Raw genomic sequence first — 22222 nt, forward strand, 5'->3', positions numbered from 1 at the left:
TCACCAAATTAAGTTGAAATATACGGCTCTCACTAAATAAAGGCTGCGAGTCTGACTGATATTTCAGGTAAGAAATCAACTCGTCCACAAGCAAATCTAGGAATTTCAAACTCATTTTACCTAGTTAATATTGCCCCCCACTATGTTTAAACGCGCATGTAAAATTGTCATCAACATTACGTAGCATGAAATTGCGCTAAGTTTATTTCTGACTTATTCCCTTATTTAGTTGGTTTTACTTTTTCTTTCGAAGGCAATTTGTACTCTAAACACTCACAAGGTTAACAATAATTTACTCTATCTGTAGTAATTTGTTTACATTTGAGGTGTATTCAAGCCGTGTAGCTAAATTGATTTTTTATAACCACCTGAAACTTTTGATTAAAAATTGAGTTGGCGCAAAGGTTTAATATATGTAAATTAATAGTTTATTTTTTGTTCCATTTGGCTAGGCTCAATTGTGCACTCATGAAATGGTGCACATTCGGACTAGTTCCGAATACAAAACACACACAATCAAGGAGCATAAAGTGAAACTACCTAAAATAACTAAATTAACTCTCGCCACATTGGCTGTATTAAGCTGTACAGCAGGCGCTGCGCAAAAGCAGTATTTAAATATTCAGAACAATTTGAATGTTATGTTGCAATCGGGCTCACCGAGCGTGTTGTCAACACCTGCTGCTCAATTGATAGGGCTCTCGGCAACTGACTCTCTAAAAGTACTAAAAACGTTTAAACACAAAAATGGGGCTGTTACACATCGTTATCAGCAAATGTATCAAGGACTCCCAGTCATTGGTGATACTGTGAGCTTGACGTTTGATGAGCAGGGATTGTTCAAGCATGCTCACGGTGCAGCGGTATATGGTATTGAAGGAGATTTGTCTTCTGTTAAGCCAAGCTTACAGCTAGCGCAAGCAAAAACAATGCTACATGCGAATCAATCAAGTACACAAGAAGCACTGCAAAAGTTCCACGAAGCAGACCAACTCGGAGTTTGGATAGACAAGAACAATCAGGCTCGATTAGTGTATGAGGTGTCTTATGTAACTTATGGGGAATCGCCTTCTAGACCGTATCAGATCATTGATGCTAATACGGGGGAGTTATTGGTTAGCTATGATAATATTCAGCATGCAAATGCAACAGGCCCTGGTGGAAACCAAAAAACTGGGCGATACAACTATGGCACAGACTACGGTCATTTAGACGTCAGTCAATCAGGCAATACCTGTACAATGAACAATGCCAACGTTAAGACTATTCACCTTAACCATGGTAGCAGTGGTTCTAGTGCTCACTCCTTTACTTGCCCAGAAAATACTGTGAAAGAAATTAATGGTGCATATTCGCCGCTTAATGATGCGCACTATTTTGGTAACGTCGTCTTCAATATGTACAACGATTGGCTAGGCACTGCGCCACTCTCATTTCAACTACAAATGCGAGTGCATTATAGCAATAATTACGAAAACGCATTTTGGGATGGGCGTTCGATGACGTTTGGTGATGGCAAGGATAGATTTTATCCTTTAGTCAGCCTTGATGTGTCGGCGCATGAGGTCAGTCACGGGTTCACGGAGCAGAATTCAGGCCTTGTATACCGCAATAAGTCTGGTGGACTGAATGAAGCCTTTTCAGATATGGCCGGTGAGGCCGCTGAATTTTACATGAAAGGCACTAATGACTGGCTAGTTGGGCAAGATATTTTCAAAGCGACTGGTGCGCTTAGGTATATGAACGACCCGACGAAAGATGGCCGTTCAATTGATCATCAAAACAACTTTACTTCAGGTATGGATGTACACCATTCGTCAGGTGTTTTTAATAAAGCTTTCTATCACTTAGCTACCACAACGGGTTGGGATACAAAGAAAGCATTTCTTGTAATGGCTAAGGCAAATCAGATGTATTGGACGGCGAGCACCGACTGGGATCTGGCTGGTAATGGGGTAATGGATGCTGCATGTGATTTAGGTTACAACCCTGACGACGTTAAAGCTGCTTTGGCACAAGTCGGTGTAAATTCTCAACTGAGTTCAGGCAGCAATTGTGGCACTCCCCCAACGGACGAGGAAATAAGCAATGGCGTACCTCGCACCGGCATCAGTGGGGCTGCGAAGGCACAGCAATTTTTTGTGCTGAATGTACCAGCTGATGCGACCAACTTAAAATTCGAAACTGCTGGTGGCACCGGTGATGCTGACTTATACGTCAAGTTTGGTAGCAGACCTACATTACAAAGCTTCGACTGTAAGAGTACTTCGTCAACGAGTAACGAGACTTGTGCCATTAATACAATTCAAGCTGGTACTTACTATGTGATGGTGGAAGCGTGGAACCAAATCTCTGGTGTGACGCTGACAGGTAGTTATTCAACAGGCGGCGGGTCAACGCCTCCAATTGATAGAACTGAAAGTAATATATCAGTTTCTAGTGGTCAGTGGGCAAGGTATACCCAATCTTTGAATGCGGGTTATTCAAATCTTACCGTTACAATTTCTGGTGGCAGCGGAGATGCAGATTTGTATGTTAACTTTGGCTCAGCCTCTTCCACTTCAACATATCAATGTCGCCCATACAAAAATGGCAACAGTGAGTCATGTTCATTTACTAACCCCCAGGCAGGGACTTGGCACATAGATTTACGTGGTTATACAAGCGCAAGCGGTGTAACTCTAAATATCAAAGCCAACTAGTTAGTTCTTAATGATAGGCGACCTCGTGTCGCCTTTTCTCGAAGTCATGTAAAGGAGACATTATGCGTACAAAAGCATTTATGTGTTTGTTGGCGTGCCTCTCACAGCCTAGTTTCTCAAGCGAACCATCTGAAAAAAAATGGATAACGTTAGGCGCACCAGCAAGTCAGCATTACCAATTAGAAAACTCTATTAAAGGGCGAGTATACCCACAGTCCACCACGAATAATGCCGAGGTGAACTTATTGCTACTTGATGAAGCAGAGCATGTTAATGTCAGTCATTTTATGCACGAAAACTATCATCGATGTGGTGGTTTTGTCGCTCATGAAAGTGAGCAAGAAGCCAAATCATACTTGAGCGCTTTGGCACATGCTCACGCAAATCAGCCTGAGCTAGCTTATACCATAGACAACCCACAAACCGTGCAAGCCCTGATGAGTAAGGTTTCATCAACTGGGCTGGATAGCACTGTAAGTGCAATGACGGCCTTTTATAACCGATATTACACTCAGCAGTCAGGTGTCGATGCCTCCAACTGGGTCAAACAGCATTGGACTGATTTGGCTCGTTCAAGGGCTGATATCACCGTAGAATCCTACGGGCATTCGTGGGCTCAGCCATCTGTTATTGTCACTATCCCTGGGAGTGAGTTAATTGATGAAATCGTGGTTATTGGCGGGCATTTAGATTCTATCAATGGATCTAATCCGAGTGGGGGGCGCGCGCCTGGTGCAGATGATAATGCGTCTGGTATAGCTGTACTAAGTGAGGTGCTCAAAGCAATAGTAGAGACCAACTATAAACCCAAGCGAACCGTGCAAATTATGGGGTACGCTGCGGAAGAAGTGGGATTGAGGGGGTCAAAAGCAATTGCACAGGATTACAAGTCATCAGGGAAAAATGTCGTTGGCATGGCACAATTTGATATGTCTGGCCACAAAGGTGGCCAATATGACATTGTACTCATCACTGACTATACCAACAGTGCCCAAAATACATTTATGAGCCAGCTAATAGATACATACTTGAGCACCATTAGCTATGGCTATGATAGGTGTGGCTATGGTTGCTCAGATCATGCATCTTGGTATCAACAAGGGTTTCCTGCGTCATTTCCTTTTGAGTCTCGAATGAGAGAGTCAAATCGTTTGATCCACTCTTCAAATGATACGGAATACAATGCGGAGCACTCTTTAAATTTTGCCAAGTTGGCCAGTGCCTATGTTGCTGAGCTGGCAAAAACGGCAGGTAGTACACCTCCTCCACCTACAGATCCAACACCAATACAAAAAACATTTACCGATGTGAGTGTTGAGTCTGGGCAATGGTGGCGTACTAATTTACCAATCGGTAGTGGCTACAAAGAGCTCAAAGTGACCATTTCAGGCGGTTCCGGCGATGCCGATCTGTATGTGAACTTTGGTAGTCAATCAACGACATCCCAATATCGCTGTCGTCCATATCGTTATGGAAACAATGAAGTTTGCACATTGTCATTGCCTGAAGCGGGGACCTGGTACTTTGACTTGCGTGGTTATACGCAGGCATCTGGCGTAACGCTTAATATTACTGCCAACTAAAAATGTAAGCCTAGGCCGCTGTATTCATAGAGTACAGCGGTCTATTTTTGATTACTGGTATAACTATATAGTGAGCAAAAGCTTGCTTTTATGTTGCCTAAGGCTTTTGGTGTCTTGTAGATTACAGCTTGCTCATTCATACTGCCTCCTTAATTAGCATTCATAATTACAAAAAATTGATAAATGACGGATACAATGGTTAAAGGCAGTTCCCTATACAATAAGTTGTGGCTATTTTTAGGCCCTTTTCTTTTTCTACTAACATGCTTTACTCAAAGCCCTGAAGGTTTGTCAGAACAAGGTTGGCGTACTGCTGGTCTTGCCATGTGGCTGGCGGTTTGGTGGGTGAGCGAAACGGTGCCAATTCCAGTAACTTCACTAGTGCCTCTACTAGCAGTGCCTTTGGCGGGTATCAACGATATAAAAAGTACCTCATCAGCGTATGCTCACCCGCTTATATTTCTGTTCTTAGGTGGCTTTCTAATTTCCATTGCGATGGAAAAGTCTCAGTTACATAAACGAATTGCACTGCAAACCATGTTGAAAAGTGGTACAAATCCCAAGTATCAAGTGCTCGCAATGATGTTAGTCAGTGGTTTTTTGTCTATGTGGATCAATAACACTGCCACAACTTTGATGTTGTTACCCATTGCATTATCTGTTATTCACGTTTTACAAAAAAATGGTGCGCACTGTGATAACTACGCAAAAGCTTTGCTATTGGCTATTGCTTATAGTGCCAGCCTAGGTGGGGTTGGAACTATTATAGGCACTGCGCCCAATGCGTTAATGGTTGCGTATTTATGGGACAACCATCAAATACAAATTGGCTTTGGTCAATGGATGATTGTGGCTGTGCCATTTACATTTGGGATGATTATCTTATGTTGGTTATGGCTTACAAAGTTTGCATTTAAACTTGCACCACAGCAAAACAATACTGAAATGACTGAGATATTCTCTGCTCAGTTGAGCGATCAAGGGTCGATGTCAATCGCTGAAAAGAATGTCATGTATGTATTTTTGTTTGCAGTATTTGGTTGGTTGTTAAGACCCTACTTGCAAACTTGGACTGGTTTAAATATCACAGATACCGGGATTGCGGTTGCTGCCTCAATCCTGTTGTTTGTGTTGCCAGCTGACAAACAAGGTGAGCAAAAGGTAATGGATTGGCCAGCCGCAAAAGAAGTACCTTGGGGGATCTTATTACTCTTTGGTGGCGGTCTAACCTTAGCCAGTCAAATTAAGGGCTCAGGGCTGGCTGAGTATATTGCCAATTTGCTTGCGGGTGCCAGCGCAATTCCACTGGTATTAAGTGTTATTGCGGTCGCTGCTCTAATCACTTTTTTAACTGAATTAACCAGTAATACAGCAACCGCGGCAGGCTTTTTACCATTGCTTGGTCCTGTTGCAGAGCAGGTTACCGGTACGCCTTTAATATGGATAATCCCTGCTGCTATGGCGGCCAGTTGTGCCTTTATGATGCCAGTTGCTACACCGCCTAATGCGATTGTTTTTGGTTCTGGAGAGATCAAAATTAAAGATATGATCAAAGCTGGATTTGTAATGAACCTTATAGCAATAGCAATACTGAGCATTCTGACATTAACCGTTGCTCGTTGGGTGTTTGTATTCTAGTTAACTAAATCATGTGCCAAGCTGTTCAGTTTTGGGGAGCTTGGCGTTTCTATTTAAATCATAAAACCCTCCATGTCCTTTTCCCATTGCGAAATGCATCAGCGAAGATTACCTGTTACCTGCCATAATAAATACCAAATTGCTTAATGTATCTTGGTTTGTACGACAACATTTTTGGGCGCTGTTGATACAGGCAAAGTCGTTAATTATTAGTCGAGCTATTTAATTGCGATAACAACAGTTGATATAGATGGACGTGATGTGCTCGATCTGCAAACCATAGTGGTGTTTAAAAATGGGGCTTCGGTAATAAAGCTTTGATAAATATCTCGTGAATATGGGGTTAATGAGGCCTGCTGATATAATTCTTTGGTCACATAATGCTACGCACAAGGAGGTGCCAGTCACTTGTAAGAGAGTTGCCTAATCACTAGGCAGCGCGAGTGGGATTGAATGCGCTATAAAAGATGAAAACGAGTTACATCTGTCACGCGAATTGTTAGTAATGTGAGCGGGTTCAAGAAGCTTTATTAGAAGGAGTGTATTTTGGTTATCGGCTTATTCTCAATACCAGCACATCGTATGTATCGTCGTTAGACATCAGCACTGAAATTATTCTCAAAAAAAGGGCTTGGTTAACACCAAGCCCTTTTTAAATACTTCAAATTTATTGAATTGGTAACTCTAGAGTGCCTGTGACCACATCTTTACTGTCTTTCAGCTGGTAGCTGTAGTTAATAGTAACTGTGTTCTTAAAGCCTTCTTTGTCGTCGTTTAAATATAGAGCTGCGTTGTTAGTGGTTATTGAGTGATAACCACTGTCTACAGCACTACCCGTAACGAAATTACCACTCCAGTTTTCATTACGTGCTATTTTTGCAAAGAAATCTGTAGAATAGTTATTCCAAGTATCGCCAATAACTATTCTCGTATTAGGATCGTTGATCACAGTTTCTTCATTGTTACGCGTATATTTAACAATTTCGAAGCTGAACTTTTCAACCAAGTGCATGTGTTTTGGTAAAATGAAACTAATGTAACCATCATGATCCCATGCCCAAGTATCGTCGACGCCAGCTGAGTTTTTAGCGACAATTGGCTGACCATTTGTAGTATGGTTAAGGTTATCAGCTGTAATTTCATTGATATCAAAAACAGCGTTGCTAACTGGTAAGTTATACTCTTTGTTGAAGCTTAGCTGCTCAGTTTCACCTGAGATAGTATTGACAACCTCATCGATAGAAACTCGGTATCTATAGTTTGTTGTCACTTCTGCTTTTGGTGCGACGGTGATACGAGTGTTGTCCAAATCTAGCGTAATGTCATGTTCAACATTAGTCTCAACAGTGTTCAATGTTGTAAAGCCATCTTTTGACTCTAAAACGTGATTTACAGCTACTGCTTGAACGTTGGCTGCTGCCACTTCAACTGGTACGTTTAAGTATAACTGTACGTCATTGTCAACAGTGTCTTTTGCATCAACAGTCGCAATGGTTGTTACTGTTGATTCATCTATTTCATTACTATGTAGATGAACAACTAGGTTTAAAGTGTTATTTGATAGTTCAACTGACGCGTTAACATTGCCATTATATACCCAATACGAAGATAGCGCCTTATTGTAGCTGATCTGTAAGTTAGCACTGTCATAAACTAAGTTATCTCTTTCAAAGCCAGGGATCATGAGATTAAAGTTATTGAAAAAGTTAGCATTGAGCTCATACTGTTTTGTTTCTTCGTTGTAAGTCGCGTACTTCTCACCACGTTCATTGTTATTTGCATAAACGCGATTCACTTCTACAGCATTACCTTCTTCATCAAGTATGGTAAGTGCAACAGTGAATTCATGTGTGGTCATTGGTTTTACATAGATTACATCCACAGAATCTAAATCTTGAGGCGCTACTGTTATTACGTCATTATGAGAAATACCATGATTAATTTCCGTCATCTCATAATCGTTAGAGCCGTCACCGTTTACATCCAGCTTAAAGACTACGTCATACGATAAATCTTTAGGTAACTGAATCTCGTAAACGCTTTTTTCTTCGTTAAAGACTGCTTTTGAAGTAAACTCATCGCTCACGAATTGATCAAAGTTGTCAGCACCCCAGAAACCAGAGCCCATTTTCCCATCTCTATTCCAAATGGTTAAGTTCTTAACTGTTTCATTTGTTTCAGCGTCAAGGATGTTAAGTTCTTTCGTATAACCTTGAGATACTTCAAGTCTAAACAGATCGTCAGTTTGAACACCATTGGCTACGTAGCCAGACGTTCTGTGAGTAAAGTAACGAGTCATAAATGCGTCACTTTCACTTGCAACTTTTACAACAATATCGCGTCTACTGGGTAGGTTTCCAATATTGAATGAGCCATCTTCAGCAACTGCGACAGCTTCCGTCCATGCATTATCAACAAAAACGCTTACTTGTGCGTCAGCAGCAGAAACGCCTTCAGATACAGATACCACTGTACCTTTAATTGCTGCTGGTGCCTTAGCGTTTTCTTGTTGCTCTGTTAACAAGTTAACTTGTGTTTGTAATAGCTCATTTTGACTATTCAGCTGGTCTGAAATTTCTTTGTTACCATCATCTTCAACTTTTAAACAGCCTGTTAGAGCGAAACAAGTAGCTAAGCCAAGTGCGACTTTTGAATATTTAAACATTAATATCTTCCTGTATTAATTTTATCACTTTGTTATCGGGCGAAATTAAAACATAAAAGAATAGGAAAATATTCATATCGGGTAAAATAACTGCTTGGATTTTGTTTGTTTAATATCCAAATTGTTATTTTTTCCTAATATAACAATGATTAAGTTAAGTGTTTTTTTTGTAAATGATAGTAAACAGGTGAGTGCGTCCGCTCTAATTTTGAGTGAAATATAGGCATTTATATCAGTGTGTTATGGTTTTTACTGTTTTTTTGAAACATGATTTATTTGTTTTTTAAAACTAAGGTGGTGGGTTTTAAATTGTTTCTGTCAATGAGTGCTGTATGATTAATTTATTTTATAATGGCGATCTGAAAATTGATACTGTTGGCTATTTAATGTAAATGATGTGTTATAGTTAATCGAAGTTTGATATTAATTATATTCAAAAGTCGTGGTTGGGGTTTCGGCTTGGTGTTGTTTTTTTAATTTATTTTTAACTAGTGGTTAAAAATACGTATAATGTGGTAATGGTCATTGCGAATAGTTAAGGAAGCAAATGTGACAGAAGCGCTCAATAGCTCCATTAGAGATAAACTTGCTACACTCAAGGCTGCATATTTGGCGACGCCATATCCGTCTAACGAGTTACGAAAACAGCAACTTAAAAAATTGAGTTCAGCAATTATTGAAAATAAATCACGCCTTGTAGACGCGGCTAAGGCTGACTTCAGTATGCGTTCTGATTATGATTCCCTAGTGGCTGATATCATACCAACTATTAGTCATATCAAGTATTTATCTAAGCACCTTGACTCATGGATGAAACCTCACAGCAGATCAGCGGGCTGGCAATTCTTACCTTCTAAAGTGTGGATAGAGTACGTGCCAAAAGGCGTTATTGGTGTTATCGCTCCTTGGAATTATCCTATACAGCTAGCGCTTGTTCCGCTCGCCACGGCAATTGCAGCTGGTAATAAAGTAATGCTTAAACTCAGTGAACTTACGCCGACTATCAATCAAGTAATTAAAGAAGTGTTGGAACCGCTGGAAGGAAACTGTGTGGTTATAGAAGGAGACGCGTATGTCGCGTCTGAATTCAGCCAACAAGCTTTTGATCACTTATTTTTCACCGGCTCAACTCATATTGGCAAACAGGTTTACGCAGCGGCTGCAAAAAATTTGGTCCCTGTAACGTTAGAGCTAGGTGGCAAATCACCCATGGTGGTGTTAGATGATGCTAATCAAGACAAAGCGATATTAGATATTATACATGCGAAAACAATGAATGCGGGGCAGATCTGTGTGGCACCAGATTATGTGCTTGTTACTGAGTCTATATTTGATGAGTTTATTGAAAAGCTTAAAAATAAGGTACGAGAAAGTAGCCATTCAAAAGGTCACACGGGTATTGTGAACCAGCATCATGCTCACAGATTAATGTCGCTGATAAGTGATGCACAAGGTCAGGGGACTGAAGTGTATTCCTCTAAGCCTCTAGAAAGTTCGACGGCCAAAGAGTTTGGGATTCACATAATCATCGAGCCCTCACTGAAAGCTCGCGTAATGCAAGAAGAAGTATTTGGACCTATTGTTACTGTATTAAAGGTCCAAGACCTTGAACATGCCAAGCGTGTAGTGCAATCTCTTGGTACACCTTTAGCGTGTTATTTATATACAAACAGTGAAAAGTCTGAGGCCGTGCTTCGTCGTAGTTTGCAAGCAGGATCATTGTGTATCAACGATATGTTGTTACACGTTGCCGTAGTTGATTTACCCTTTGGTGGTTTGGGTAGTTCGGGGATGGGGCAGTATCATGCAAAAGAAGGCTTTATTGCATTGAGCCACGGCAAGTCTATTTTCAAATCTAGCGATAAAATATGGCGTAGTCAGCTGTTTGACCGTTATAGCCATATCATAAAACATGTTTTGACATGGCTATATTTACGTTAGATTTGCTCAGCTATTCGGCAAATCCACTACCTGCGATATAGGTTTTGGCTTGAATTTTATGATAGATCTCATTTGCTATGCGTTGTCCACGCTCTAATTGCGAGCGAGACAGGCTTTGCTCATCAAGTTGTCTGCTTTCTGCGGCTTGTGCGTAACCGTTAAATTCAGCGAGTAAGTTCCAAATATATGAGCGTTCAACATTCTTTTGTACACCTAAACCTTGGTAGTACAATAACGCCAAGTTGTACATCGCAAGTGTGTAATTATTGGCAGCGGCGCGCTCATACCAAAAGCGTGCTTGGGAGTAGTCTTGTACAACACCATCTCCATTTGCATGCATAACACCTAGATTAAATTGGGCTGCTGGAAGACTCTTTTTTGCCGCTTGAGTGAAAAGATCCACAGCTTTTTGTTTATCTAGTTTCACACCTCTGCCATCTTGGTACAAAACGGCAAGTGCGAACATAGCATCAGCACTACCTAATTTTACTGCGCGTTGCAATAATTCAGCTGCTTTTCTAGGGTTTTTCGGGACGCCGTATCCACCTTCATGCATTTTTGCAAGCTCGTACATACCTGGGGCGAAACCCATATCGACTAAGTATTGAAACTCCTTTAGAGCAACATCAAACTGGCCAGCATTCGCAGCCGCGATGCCTTCTTCCAATCCTGCGATAGAGGGAGTTGAGTATGCTATGAGGCCCGATAATAGAAGTATTTGAGTTATTTTCCGCATTATTATTTCTCCTTATGTTACAGGGGAGTGTGTTTAGCTTAATGCACCTAGTTTAATAACGCAGTTTAGACTATAAGTTTATGAAGGGAAATAAAAAAAGCCCTTTCGGGCTTTTTAATTTTCATATCTACCGTCACCGATATGAGCAATGTAGCAAGTAAATGAGTGTGTGAAATTACTGGGTCGAGTAGTAATTCACTATATGAAGCGAGCATTCATTGTGCGTATAATCAACTAGTTCGCTTCATTGAGAATAATTATCAATTACTGTGGTGTGATTGTCAACTGCAAATGATAATTAATTGCGTTTGTGGTGGCTTTATGTCAAAAATAGTTACTGTCTTGTTGTTAATATTATCCTTAACTGCTTGTATGTATGAGACAATTTATAAAAATGCAGACAGGCTTGTACTCAATAAACTTGAAGATTTTGTTACATTAACTCGTTCTCAAGAAGAAGTGTTTTTAAAAGGCTTTCATCAGCTGCAGTTGCGGCATCAAGCTCACTATTTACCAATGTACTCTAGCTGGCTTAAAACCATTGAAGCTGACTGGTTAACGATGGATAAAAAGCAGATTTTCAAGCTCAGTCAGCAAGTGAGGGGGCATTGGTATGACTTGATACAAGACGCTGGGCCCGTACTTGTTCCTTTATTGGTTTCACTTGACCAAAAACAAAGAAAACAGCTTATATCAAATATCAAAGGTGAAATGGGAAAGTACAAAAGTCGAAATGAGCGAATCGAGAATTCGCTTGAGCGATTTGAAGACGCTTTAGGGAAACTAAATATCCAGCAGAAAGCAATGATCAGTCGCCATTACGATAACGTTGCGTTTTACAGAGAAGTGCAGGTACTACACAATCAAAAACGGCTTTCGAAAATAGAAGCACTGCTCCAAAGAAGACTGCTCACTGAGGCAGAAATGGAAGAACTGACAAGGTATATTGTTAACTCTCCAAATGATTTACCAGCGCACATTGAACAGCAAAGAGTTCAACGCATTGTGAATCAAATTGATTTGTTGATAAGTCTGAGAAGTACACTCTCTACCGATCAACAAGCCGCGTTTGTCGATTATCTAAAAGACTTGGAATATATACTGGCAGAGTTTAACGGCGCCAAACTGTAAAACACCTCAGCACCGTTTTTATGAACATTGAAGTTATACTTTCACCTTGCAGTATATTTGACCATCACGCTTTTGTTGTTGCGGGCTTGTTTGGTTTAGCGTATTCAAGCCTCGCTATCTTGCTTGTCGTGTGATAGCAATCTAAACCGGAGACGGCAATGGTATCAAGTTGTTCCAAGTTGATAAACCCATCTTCTGCAACAGCATTGTCGTCAACCTCTACATGCACAATTTTGCCAATGACAAGTACGGTTTTATTCAACTCAATGGTTTGATGCTGGCATAATTCCAGGCCTATTTTTAGTTGGCTTTGTGCAACAAATGGGGCACCAAAATTATCATGGTAATAGGGCGTTAGGCCCGTTGCGTCAAACTCTGATTGATGTTCATCGTATCGCGCAGAAGTCTGGTGGGCTTCTTTCCAAATTAAAGAGTTAACGTGATTGATTGTGTATGTTTTTGTTTGCAGTATATTTTCTAATGTATCTCGCCTGACACTATGCGGTCTAAAAATGACACCCATTAACGGCGGATGTGCGCCTAAATGGAATACCGAACTCACAATTGATAAGTTCTCTTCGCCATTTGGACTTCGTGTGCCAACAAGGTTTGCGCTCTTATAGCCAGACAGGCTATTAATAAAATGTGCGCGATACCTATCTGGAAAGTTAAGTAAATCTTGAGTATTAAATATCATGAGATCACCATTCTATGCTTTCGCCTTGCCAATCGATATAGTCAACATCACCATCAAACACCCGATTAGTTTGAAGCTCGTGTAGTTGCTGTGCGACAAATTCTGGTTTGAATAACTTGTCTATTGGAACATTATTTTGAAAAGGTTTTGACAGTGCGGAGTCGGTAGTACCTGGGTGGAAAAGCATTAACTTAACATTGCATCGACGCCTTTGCAGTTCAATACTGGCTGTTTTAAATAGCATGTTGAGCGCTGCTTTGGATGCCCTGTAGCTATACCAGCCACCGAGCTGATTATCAGAAATACTGCCAACGCGGGCACTCAATGCGGTGAACACACACGGTGTCTTGGTTGAGAGCAGGTGAGGCATAAATGCTTGCAGCCATAAAAAAGGCGTCATTGCATTGGCTTGCAAAAGCGCACTGAAATAAGCCTCGTCAAATGTTTCGATTTTCTTTTCGGGCATATTGTTTTTGGTGTGTAAAAGACCATTACACACCGTAATATATGCGGTACCAGGATATATTCGCGCTATACGATTAGACAGGTCCTGTATGTTGTCTCTTGAGTAATCAGTTATAAATTTGTTCAACATGGGATGCGCCACGTTTAACTTAACTGAGCTTATTGCAACGACCTGATAGTTTAGGCGCAAGTACTGATTGACAAGTGCTTTACCGATCGCGCCATTGGCACCGATCACCACGGCTGTTTTTTGCACCATAAAGACTTTTTGCTGTGAAAATAATTTAGATATATACGACACTGAGCGGAGTTTGGATCACCTCAATTTAAGGACATTTTGCTTTAAAATGACAAAAATGGACGAGGCTAAGATTAAAAAAGTGTAACGAAATGGTCTTTTCATTTATGTATGTTTAACAGTATATTGGTTTGGATAAATTGTATTCAAAGGAAAGTGTATGGACCAGCAATATACAAATCTACGTCGCAACGTAAGTCTTTTAGGTGAGTGTTTGGGGGCAACCATCGAGCATGCACTGGGTTCAGACCTACTTGAAAAAGTAGAGCAGATCAGACATCTTGCCAAAGCCTCTAGAAGCGGAGATCATCAAGCGAGAGAGGCCCTAATTAATACGCTAAAGGCACTTAGCAACGAAGAACTTTTGCCTGTCTGTAGAGCGTTTAACCACTTTCTGAATTTGGCAAACGTTGCAGAGCAGTATCATACGACTTCCAAAGCAGGCTCACCAGAGGGAGCCTTCGAAACGATTGAAAACACCATCAAAGATCTCGCCGATCGCGTTGCAAAAGAAGAGTGCTCTCAAGAGGATGCAATACAGGCGCTGTCCACTTTGCAAATAGAATTAGTGCTCACGGCACACCCAACGGAAGTAACTCGCCGCACAATAATCAGCAAACACGTTGAATTAAGTGATTGCCTTAAAGAACTAGAGAGCCTTGAGTGCACAGGCGTAGAAAGAGATACCATTTTAGCCCGGATAGCACAGCTGATTTGTCAGGCTTGGCATACCAATGAAATTAGAGATAAGCGACCGACACCTTTAGAAGAAGCAAAATGGGGATTTGCCGTGGTGGAAAACAGCTTGTGGCACGCAATTCCACAATTTGTTGGTGAACTAGGCAAGATGGCACAGCAGTATCTGGGTATTCAGCTACCTCAGAGCTTTTCACCAGTGAAGCTTGCCTCATGGATGGGCGGAGATAGAGATGGTAATCCCAATGTAACCGCAACGGTAACACAAAGCGTGCTCGATCACGGTCGTTGGATGGCGCTTGACTTGTATTACCGAGACCTGGATAAGTTAAGTGCAGAGTTATCTATGAGTGGTGCAAATAAGGTGTTATTAGCGCAAACAGGTGAAACGAGTGAGCCATATCGTGCTTTATTGAAAAACCTCAAACTAGAAGTGCGTGAAACCATTGACTTTTTGGAGAGTAAAATCAAAGGGACACCAACGTCTTGCCGCGATAAAATTAAATTCACAGCACAGCTACGAGAGCCTCTGTTAGTTTGCTTCAATTCTCTCAATGAGCTGGGGATGGAAGTTGTTGCCAATGGTTTGCTGCTAGATGTGCTTCGCCGCTTGAATTGTTTTGGCGTGAATTTATGCCAATTAGATATTCGTCAAGATTCTGCCCGCCATACAGAGGTGCTATCTGAGCTTACTCGATATCTGGGCGTCGGCGACTACGCTCAGTGGTCTGAGCAAGACAAACAGGCATTTTTATTGTCTGAGCTAAGCTCAAGGAGGCCGATTATACCAAAGCACTGGCGTCCAAACGAATCAGTAAAAGAGGTGATTGATACATTTGATGTGATTGCACAACAGGATAGCGCGGCTTTGGGGATTTATATTATATCTATGGCGCAGTATGCATCTGATGTATTGGCTGTTCAACTGTTGCTCAAAGAAAGTGGCGTTGGTTTTAATTTCCCTGTCGCACCATTATTCGAAACGCTCGACGATTTAAATCGAGCAGATAAAGTGATGACTGAACTTTTCAGCTCAAGTTGGTACAAAGGCCACTTGTCACATCAACAGTATGTCATGATTGGCTATTCAGACTCGGCAAAAGATGCGGGAATGATGGCGGCTGGTTGGGCGCAATACCGAGCCATGGAGTCTCTGATTGAATTAGGAGATAAACACGGAATTAAAATGAAGCTATTTCATGGTCGAGGTGGGACCATTGGTCGCGGTGGCGCTCCAGCGCGTCAAGCATTACGTTCGCAACCACCAGGTTCGCTTAAACACGGTTTACGTGTGACGGAGCAAGGGGAGATGATCCGATTTAAATTTGGACTTTCTCCGGTCGCAATTCAAAGCCTTTCGTTATACGCCAGTGCGATCATCGAGAATAATTTGTTCCCACCCCCTAAACCAAAGTCACAATGGCGTGAGGCTATGGATATGCTCAGTGAAGCATCATGTGAACGATATCGCCAATACGTCCGCAATACGCCAGATTTTGTTTCATACTTTAGAAGTGCAACACCAGAAATAGAGTTAGCTAAGTTGCCACTCGGATCTCGTCCAGCTAAGCGTAATCCAAAAGGGGGTATTGAAAGCTTACGCGCAATACCATGGATATTTGCGTGGAGTCAAAATCGCTTGATGCTGCCTGCTTGGCTTGGAGCCAATGAGGGGATTAAAGCCGTACTCAACTTAGGTGGCGAATCACTAATTGAAGAAATGAGCGAGCTGTGGCCTTTTTTTAGAACTAGAATTGAAATGCTAGAAATGGTGTTTTGCAAAGCTGATTTATGGCTAACGGAGTATTATGACGAACGCCTAGTGCCTAAAGAGCTTCAGATTATTGGGGAAAAACTCAGATCTGAGCTGAAAGAGACTATGGATGAAGTATTGCGACTTGCACCCAAGGGGAGTTTATTGTCTGCACAGCCCTGGATAAAAGAGTCAATTGCGTTACGTAACCCCTATACTGATCCTCTGAACCTATTGCAAGTAGAGCTATTAAAACGTACCCGTGCTTCAGATGATCAAAATCTAGATAGTGCACTGATGATCACTATGATGGGGATCGCCGCAGGTTTACGTAATACTGGCTAATACTTATGTGCTAAAATGTAATTTGAAAATACATTTTTATAACGCGATGAAATAAAAAACCAACCATAAAGGGTTGGTTTTTTATTTTTTACTCATTTTTAAATCCTATTTTGTTGACAGCGCCACGCTTTAAACTAAAATCCTTGCCCTCTTTATTAATTTCTATGTCGGTATCTTTTTAGAGTTCTATATGTCAGTACTATCAACCAGTATTACTTATGACCAAACAACGTCTTTAATTTTAATGACAGTGCGTGGTAAAGCCGGAGCAGAAGATGTGGTCAATGCGTATAAAGCAGCCAAGGCGTATTCAGAGCAACACGGTAGTAAAAAAGTGCTCATTGACGTATCGGAGTTAGAGCATAAATTTGCTGCCATTGATATTGTCAATGTAATGCCTAAGGTTGCTCATTACCTGACTAATATGCAAATCGCTCGTGTCGTTGGTTTTGAAGGTTATATGCACGACTTATTTTTACAAAAAGTAAAAAGATTTGGTATTCATGCGGAAAACTTTGAATGTTTTAAAACTGCAAAGGAATGGTTGAGTAACGCGTGAAACCTGCGTAAACTGGCATGCCATATTCTATAATAATTAAATTATGGTAATAATAGACAGCAAAATAGAAGAATATATTTACGATGTCGCTAAGCAAACACATGGTGTACTTAAGGCGAATGTCGTATCTGAACTTATCAGTCAACTCAATTGTGACAAAGAGCAACTTCAGCAGGCTTTGTTACCAATTGCAGCAAAATTTGCTCAAGCTCCTATCTCTTCCTTTTATGTTGGTGCTGTGGTTTTTGATAAAATTACGGGCTGCATGTATTTGGGCGCTAATTTAGAGTTTAAACGTCAGGCACTATCTTTGGTAGTTCATGCAGAGCAAGCTGCAATTAATAACGCATGGATAAATGGTGCGCAAGAAATCACTTCGATTGCCATTAACGCAGCACCCTGTGGATTTTGTCGTCAGTTTATGAATGAGCTGAGCTCGGCTGGTACTTTGTCAATACTACTACCAAATGGAAGATTTACCTTAACAGAGTTGTTGCCCTGTGACTTTGGTCCAAGTGATTTGGGTAATGGTGCGTCACTGATGTCAAATGAAGCGGCCGATGTTGATGTTAACTTACCTATATCCGATGCACTGAAGCAACACCTGCGTCATGCTTATGTGCCCTATACAAGCAATTTGAGTGCGGCAGAGCTGGTTTTGAAAGATGGGCGAGCTTTTTATGGCAGATACGCAGAAAATGCAGCTTACAGTCCTAGCCTATCACCCATGAGCAGCGTTTTAAGTCAATTGGCGCTATCTGGTATTGAGTTAGAAGATGCCAGCGTAGAGCGCATTACATTGGTAGAGAAAGCGGGTTTTGAAAATCAAAAATCCGTGGCACAAGCTGTATTGACCAACTTACAAGGCGCTGCGCCTTTGGAGTACCACGTATTTTAATCTAAAGTAGGCGCAAGCCTACTTTGATTGAGTAATAAGGATTTCGGCGGCTTTAATTACCACTGATACGGCACGCTTCTCAACCAGCTGATGGTCAACATCAGGAATTTCTTGCCTTGTTCTATTTACTAACACGCCGGCTACACAAGCTGCTTTTAGGCCTAGAGCTGCACACATAGTGAATAGAGTCGCTGACTCCATTTCATAGTTCATGACATTAAGCTTTTGCCATTCTTCGCATGACCCTTGGAATGCTTTGGATACATAACCGGAGAAAGTGTCGTAACGCTCTTGTCCTGGGTAGAATGTGTCACTCGAAGCTGTAATACCTGTGTGATAAGGCACCTTCTCAAATTCACAAGCTTGCACCATAGCTTGAGTACTATGAAAGTCCGAAACCGCCGGATACGCTAAAGGAGCAAAATGCTGGCTTGCGCCATCTAGTCTCACTGATGCTGTACTGACTAGAATATCACCTTCATCAATATGTGGTTGAATAGCCCCTGTGGTTCCAATTCTTAGAAATGTTTTAATCCCGAGTTGAGCGAGCTCTTCTACAGCGATTGAAGTAGACGGGCCACCAATTCCTGTAGAGCATACAACCACTGGTTGCTCTTTAATTGTGGCTAGGTAAACATGAAACTCTCTCGTTTGTGCCAGACAAATCGCATTGTCTAACTGCTGGGCGATTCGTTTGGAGCGTTCGGGATCGCCTGGAACGATCGCTAGCTTAGCACCTTGAAGATCTGCTTGAGTTAATCCCAAGTGAAATACCTTTTCCATAAAAAACCTTTTTATGTTCTAAAACGTAATGGTTAAAGTTAAAGAGGTTTAAGTACAGGACACATGTCCTCTGAGCTAAACCAAGCTAACTGACTGGTTACTTATAAAACGAGCATGGTTTGATTACGGGTAAAGTTGTAACACAAAACCAATTTTTAACGAATTTGAAAACAAATATAACAGTGTACTATTGCAATGCTTGCATGTTAGGCCCAGCTCATCTAAACCTTAATATAGCAATGTAGAGAGGACACCTTTATGCCAACATCTCACTCGGTAGATAAAACCCCAGAATTCGCACGGTGCTTGGAAAGCAATCAAATTAGTGCACTAGCCCCTTTTCACTGGTTATCATTAGCTTGCAAAGACATTGTAAGGGCACCAATCCTGAGTCTAATATACGGGTTAGTATTTAGTATTATCCCCGCTTTTATTATGTGGCTTGTTTTTCAGTCTGGCACACACCTCGTTATTTTACCTGCTTCAGTAGCATTCGCTTTAATCGGTCCCGCGTTCGCAGCAGGCTTGTATGATGTTGCTTGGGAGTTAGAAAAAGGTCACAAGCCAACATTAATGCACAGTTTGAAGTCTATGTTTAGAAACCCCGCAGGAGAATGGGGGTTTGCCATTCTACTAATGGTTATCATGATAGTGTGGATGCGACTAGCGGCATTGATACATGCATTGTATCCGAATGTGCCAAACCCCAACTTTGAACAGCTATCAGCATTTCTAACCCTCGGCTCCATTGTTGGTGGTGTATTGATGATGGCTGTTTTTGCAATCTCTGCATTTACGCCTCAAATTATGATGGAACGAAGAGTCGATATTATGACAGCGGTAGTGTCATCGATTCACGCGGTTGGTACTAATGTACCAGCCATGATCGTGTGGGGGTTGACCATAGTCACCATGGTGATAATAGGGTTTTTGACAGGCGCTGCTGGTTTCATCATTATTATGCCGCTACTTGCTTATGCCAGTTGGCATGGATATATCGCGATCATCAAGACCAAAAAGCCCAGAGGATACGAATAACTAGACATCTTCTGTGAATATTCAGCCGCTGGTGTATTTATGTGATTAGCATCCAGCGGTTGACTTATATTCCTACCATGTTATATCAGCGTTATTCTAATTGTAATTTTCTCGTAGGTCATTTTTACAATCAATTAAGTTATTGATTAAGCTAATTTTTGTTTGTAAGGGTTTTATTGTAATCAAACTCAAATTGGTCAAAAGTGAGCTGATTTCATTAGCGGGTTACGTTTTTGAAGTAGAGTTAATTTAGCATGATTATGCAAATTATTGAGGAGCACGCTATGAGCAACAGCAAATCACAATACCTTGAAAAACTAGAAAATTGTCTGTGCCCACCAGGTGATGGTGTATTCACTGTGAATACAGCTAAGGAGCGCAAAGAAGCACTGAGACAAAAGCTATATGGTCAAACTGAAGGCGTCGATGTCCTTTGGAAAGATTCATTGCAAAATATTGAAAACAGCGAACATAAAGCTGCTATTTTAGGTATTAGCTCTGATTGTGGCGGTGGTATTTTACGTGGCGCAAACTGGGGCCCACTATTTTTACGTAGCACACTAATTGAACAGCAGCCACAAACAGCGGCGTTTGATTTAGGAGATGTGCGTGTTATTCCTCATTTACTACATGACAAGTATTTAAATGAAGGGACTATCTCTAATTGTCAGAAGGCCCTTTATCAAGACGAGAATAGCGAATATTTTGTAGCGCCTTTGTCGATCACCGAAGATGTGTGTGATGGCTTCTACAAGCATTACCCTGATAAAGGTGTGTTTGGTATTGGTGGTGACCACTCTATTAGCTACCCACTAACAAAGGCATATTTAAAAGCGAAAAGAGCACAAGGCAAGCGCACTGCGATTATTCACTTTGATGCCCACACAGATTTGTTGGTTGAAAGACTAGGTATTGACCTATGTTTTGGCTCTTGGTGCACACATATTCTTGAGTTTTTACCAGCTCCTCATCACTTAATCCAATTTGGGATCCGCTCAAGCGGTAAAGCAAAGGAGCATTGGGAAGGTACGTTTGGCGTTAAACAACACTGGGCCCATGAAATTCGAGAGCAAGGTGCTGATGCTATCGTTGCTGGCGTAATTGAGCAGCTTAAAGCGGACAATGTCGATGAGTTATATGTAAGCTTTGATATTGATGCGCTGGATGAAGAATTTGCTGCGGCAACAGGCACGCCTGAAACAGGTGGATTAACACCTGAAGAGGCTTTGACAATCCTAAAAGCTCTTGCAAAAGAGTTCCCGATCACTGGCGCGGATATGATGGAAATTGCGCCATTTACCGATAGCTCTCTTGCTGGTCAATCAAGCTCAGAAACCACCTTGAGAGAAGGTGCGAAGATTTCAGCGTTCTTAATTGATGCGATGAATAAAGCATAACTGAGATATTAAGAGGGGCTAATCAGCCCCTTTTCACTTTTTATTTTAATCCATTCTTACTTTACAAAATGCCTTATAGGCGCTGCTGATCAGCTCTTCGTGTTGTAATTTCACAGACCTGCAATTGTTACCTATAGTTTGTATTACTAAATGTGAAATGTTAGGAGATAAGTATTGTATCGATGGATGCTTGGATGCTGTTTATTAGTAACATTGAGTTTTGCTCATGCAAGTTATACCTTACATATTGTTACGGAGAACTTCCCACAATTTCAGTATATTAATGGAGAAGGGGAGCTAGTAGGTACTGCCGTGGACAAAGTAAAAGCAGTGTTGGATAAGTCAAAGATCAATTATCGGATCTCGGTAGAAACTTGGACTACAGCCTACAATACAGCTGCTCGAGATGAGAATACTTGTATCTTTTCTATGGCTAAAAATGAGCAACGAGGCGAAAAGTTCAATTGGGTGTTTCCCATTAGTAAGTTTATCACCTCTTTTTACGCTTTAAAGTCGTCTCAGATCTCGATTGATTCAATAGAAGAAGCCAAGCAATACAAAGTTGCCGTTATCAAAGATAACTACAGCCATCAGTTTTTAGTGAAAAATGGCTTTATCGAGGGATATAATCTCGTGCTTATCAACTCATTTGAGCGTGTTTTTGAGTTACTAGCAACACGACGTAAATTTGTTGACCTTGTGATATTAAGCGATGATCAGTTTGAGTTTAAAAGAAAACACGAGCCCGTAAGTGAATTGCTTGAACCTGTTTTGACGCTGCGTAACTTGGATATGGAATTATACTTTGCGTGCAACAAAGACTTGTCACCTCATGTGACAAAAAAAATAGTTAACAGTTATAAGCAACTGGGGTTTAAATAAAAAACAGCAAGAGGA

The 22222-nt window shown here is 41.2% G+C and carries 16 protein-coding genes; 11 read left to right on the plus strand and 5 right to left on the minus strand.

Features of this window, described 5'->3' with window-relative positions:
• The first annotated feature begins 530 nt into the window (after positions 1 to 530).
• The 3 genes from QNM18_RS19900 (at position 531) to QNM18_RS19910 (ending at position 5923) form a co-directional block, all read left to right on the plus strand.
• The gene (locus tag QNM18_RS19900) at positions 531 to 2702 is read left to right on the plus strand and encodes a M4 family metallopeptidase (RefSeq protein WP_284138235.1); all 2172 of its coding nucleotides are present in this window, start codon (positions 531 to 533) and stop codon (positions 2700 to 2702) included.
• Positions 2703 to 2764: 62 nt separating this feature from the next.
• The gene (locus QNM18_RS19905; protein WP_211008603.1) at positions 2765 to 4285 is read left to right on the plus strand and encodes a M28 family metallopeptidase; all 1521 of its coding nucleotides are present in this window, start codon (positions 2765 to 2767) and stop codon (positions 4283 to 4285) included.
• A 183-nt stretch (positions 4286 to 4468) separates the two neighbouring features.
• A complete protein-coding gene (locus QNM18_RS19910) occupies positions 4469 to 5923 on the plus strand; it encodes an SLC13 family permease (protein ID WP_023397888.1) in 1455 nt (484 codons plus the stop codon).
• 667 nt (positions 5924 to 6590) lie between these two features.
• On the opposite strand, the gene QNM18_RS19915 is transcribed toward QNM18_RS19910, so the two are convergent.
• Positions 6591 to 8588 (minus strand): hypothetical protein, encoded by a 1998-nt coding sequence (locus tag QNM18_RS19915; protein ID WP_284138236.1) that lies wholly within the window; start codon positions 8586 to 8588, stop codon positions 6591 to 6593.
• 549 nt (positions 8589 to 9137) lie between these two features.
• Here QNM18_RS19915 and QNM18_RS19920 point away from each other — a divergent pair.
• Complete coding sequence (locus tag QNM18_RS19920) at positions 9138 to 10529, plus strand: aldehyde dehydrogenase family protein (RefSeq protein ID WP_284138237.1); 1392 nt, start codon at positions 9138 to 9140, stop codon at positions 10527 to 10529.
• Positions 10530 to 10539: 10 nt separating this feature from the next.
• Here QNM18_RS19920 and QNM18_RS19925 read toward each other — a convergent pair whose 3' ends face one another.
• Positions 10540 to 11265, minus strand: coding sequence for a tetratricopeptide repeat protein (locus QNM18_RS19925; protein WP_211008606.1), 726 nt, complete (start codon positions 11263 to 11265; stop codon positions 10540 to 10542).
• 372 nt (positions 11266 to 11637) lie between these two features.
• On the opposite strand from QNM18_RS19925, the gene QNM18_RS19930 reads away from it, so the two are divergent.
• Positions 11638 to 12396, plus strand: a complete 759-nt coding sequence (locus QNM18_RS19930; protein ID WP_284138238.1) for a DUF6279 family lipoprotein — start codon at positions 11638 to 11640, stop codon at positions 12394 to 12396.
• Positions 12397 to 12460: 64 nt separating this feature from the next.
• Here the strand turns inward: QNM18_RS19930 and QNM18_RS19935 are convergent, their stop codons facing one another.
• Positions 12461 to 13093 (minus strand): flavin reductase family protein, encoded by a 633-nt coding sequence (locus QNM18_RS19935; protein ID WP_211008608.1) that lies wholly within the window; start codon positions 13091 to 13093, stop codon positions 12461 to 12463.
• Positions 13094 to 13097: 4 nt separating this feature from the next.
• Positions 13098 to 13817, minus strand: a complete 720-nt coding sequence (locus QNM18_RS19940; protein WP_211008609.1) for an SDR family NAD(P)-dependent oxidoreductase — start codon at positions 13815 to 13817, stop codon at positions 13098 to 13100.
• A gap of 199 nt (positions 13818 to 14016) precedes the next feature.
• Between QNM18_RS19940 and ppc the strand changes: the two genes are divergently transcribed.
• From ppc to cdd, 3 genes are all read left to right on the plus strand, one after another.
• The gene (gene ppc, locus QNM18_RS19945) at positions 14017 to 16650 is read left to right on the plus strand and encodes a phosphoenolpyruvate carboxylase (protein WP_284138239.1); all 2634 of its coding nucleotides are present in this window, start codon (positions 14017 to 14019) and stop codon (positions 16648 to 16650) included.
• Positions 16651 to 16840: 190 nt separating this feature from the next.
• Positions 16841 to 17209 (plus strand): hypothetical protein, encoded by a 369-nt coding sequence (locus QNM18_RS19950; RefSeq protein ID WP_211008611.1) that lies wholly within the window; start codon positions 16841 to 16843, stop codon positions 17207 to 17209.
• A gap of 43 nt (positions 17210 to 17252) precedes the next feature.
• Positions 17253 to 18107 carry a cytidine deaminase gene (gene cdd, locus QNM18_RS19955; RefSeq protein ID WP_284138240.1) on the plus strand — a complete coding sequence of 285 codons (855 nt, stop codon included), beginning with the start codon at positions 17253 to 17255 and terminating at the stop codon, positions 18105 to 18107.
• 18 nt (positions 18108 to 18125) lie between these two features.
• On the opposite strand, the gene udp is transcribed toward cdd, so the two are convergent.
• Positions 18126 to 18890, minus strand: a complete 765-nt coding sequence (gene udp / locus QNM18_RS19960) for a uridine phosphorylase (RefSeq protein WP_211008613.1) — start codon at positions 18888 to 18890, stop codon at positions 18126 to 18128.
• A 258-nt stretch (positions 18891 to 19148) separates the two neighbouring features.
• On the opposite strand from udp, the gene QNM18_RS19965 reads away from it, so the two are divergent.
• The 3 genes from QNM18_RS19965 (at position 19149) to QNM18_RS19975 (ending at position 22207) form a co-directional block, all read left to right on the plus strand.
• Positions 19149 to 19928, plus strand: a complete 780-nt coding sequence (locus tag QNM18_RS19965; RefSeq protein WP_023397877.1) for a DUF2189 domain-containing protein — start codon at positions 19149 to 19151, stop codon at positions 19926 to 19928.
• 284 nt (positions 19929 to 20212) lie between these two features.
• On the plus strand, positions 20213 to 21325 hold the full coding sequence (locus QNM18_RS19970; RefSeq protein ID WP_284138241.1) for an arginase family protein: 1113 nt from the start codon (positions 20213 to 20215) through the stop codon (positions 21323 to 21325).
• Positions 21326 to 21499: 174 nt separating this feature from the next.
• Complete coding sequence (locus tag QNM18_RS19975; RefSeq protein ID WP_247687179.1) at positions 21500 to 22207, plus strand: transporter substrate-binding domain-containing protein; 708 nt, start codon at positions 21500 to 21502, stop codon at positions 22205 to 22207.
• Positions 22208 to 22222: the final 15 nt, after the last annotated feature.

Source organism: Pseudoalteromonas obscura (assembly GCF_030135505.1).
Taxonomy (GTDB): domain Bacteria; phylum Pseudomonadota; class Gammaproteobacteria; order Enterobacterales; family Alteromonadaceae; genus Pseudoalteromonas; species Pseudoalteromonas obscura.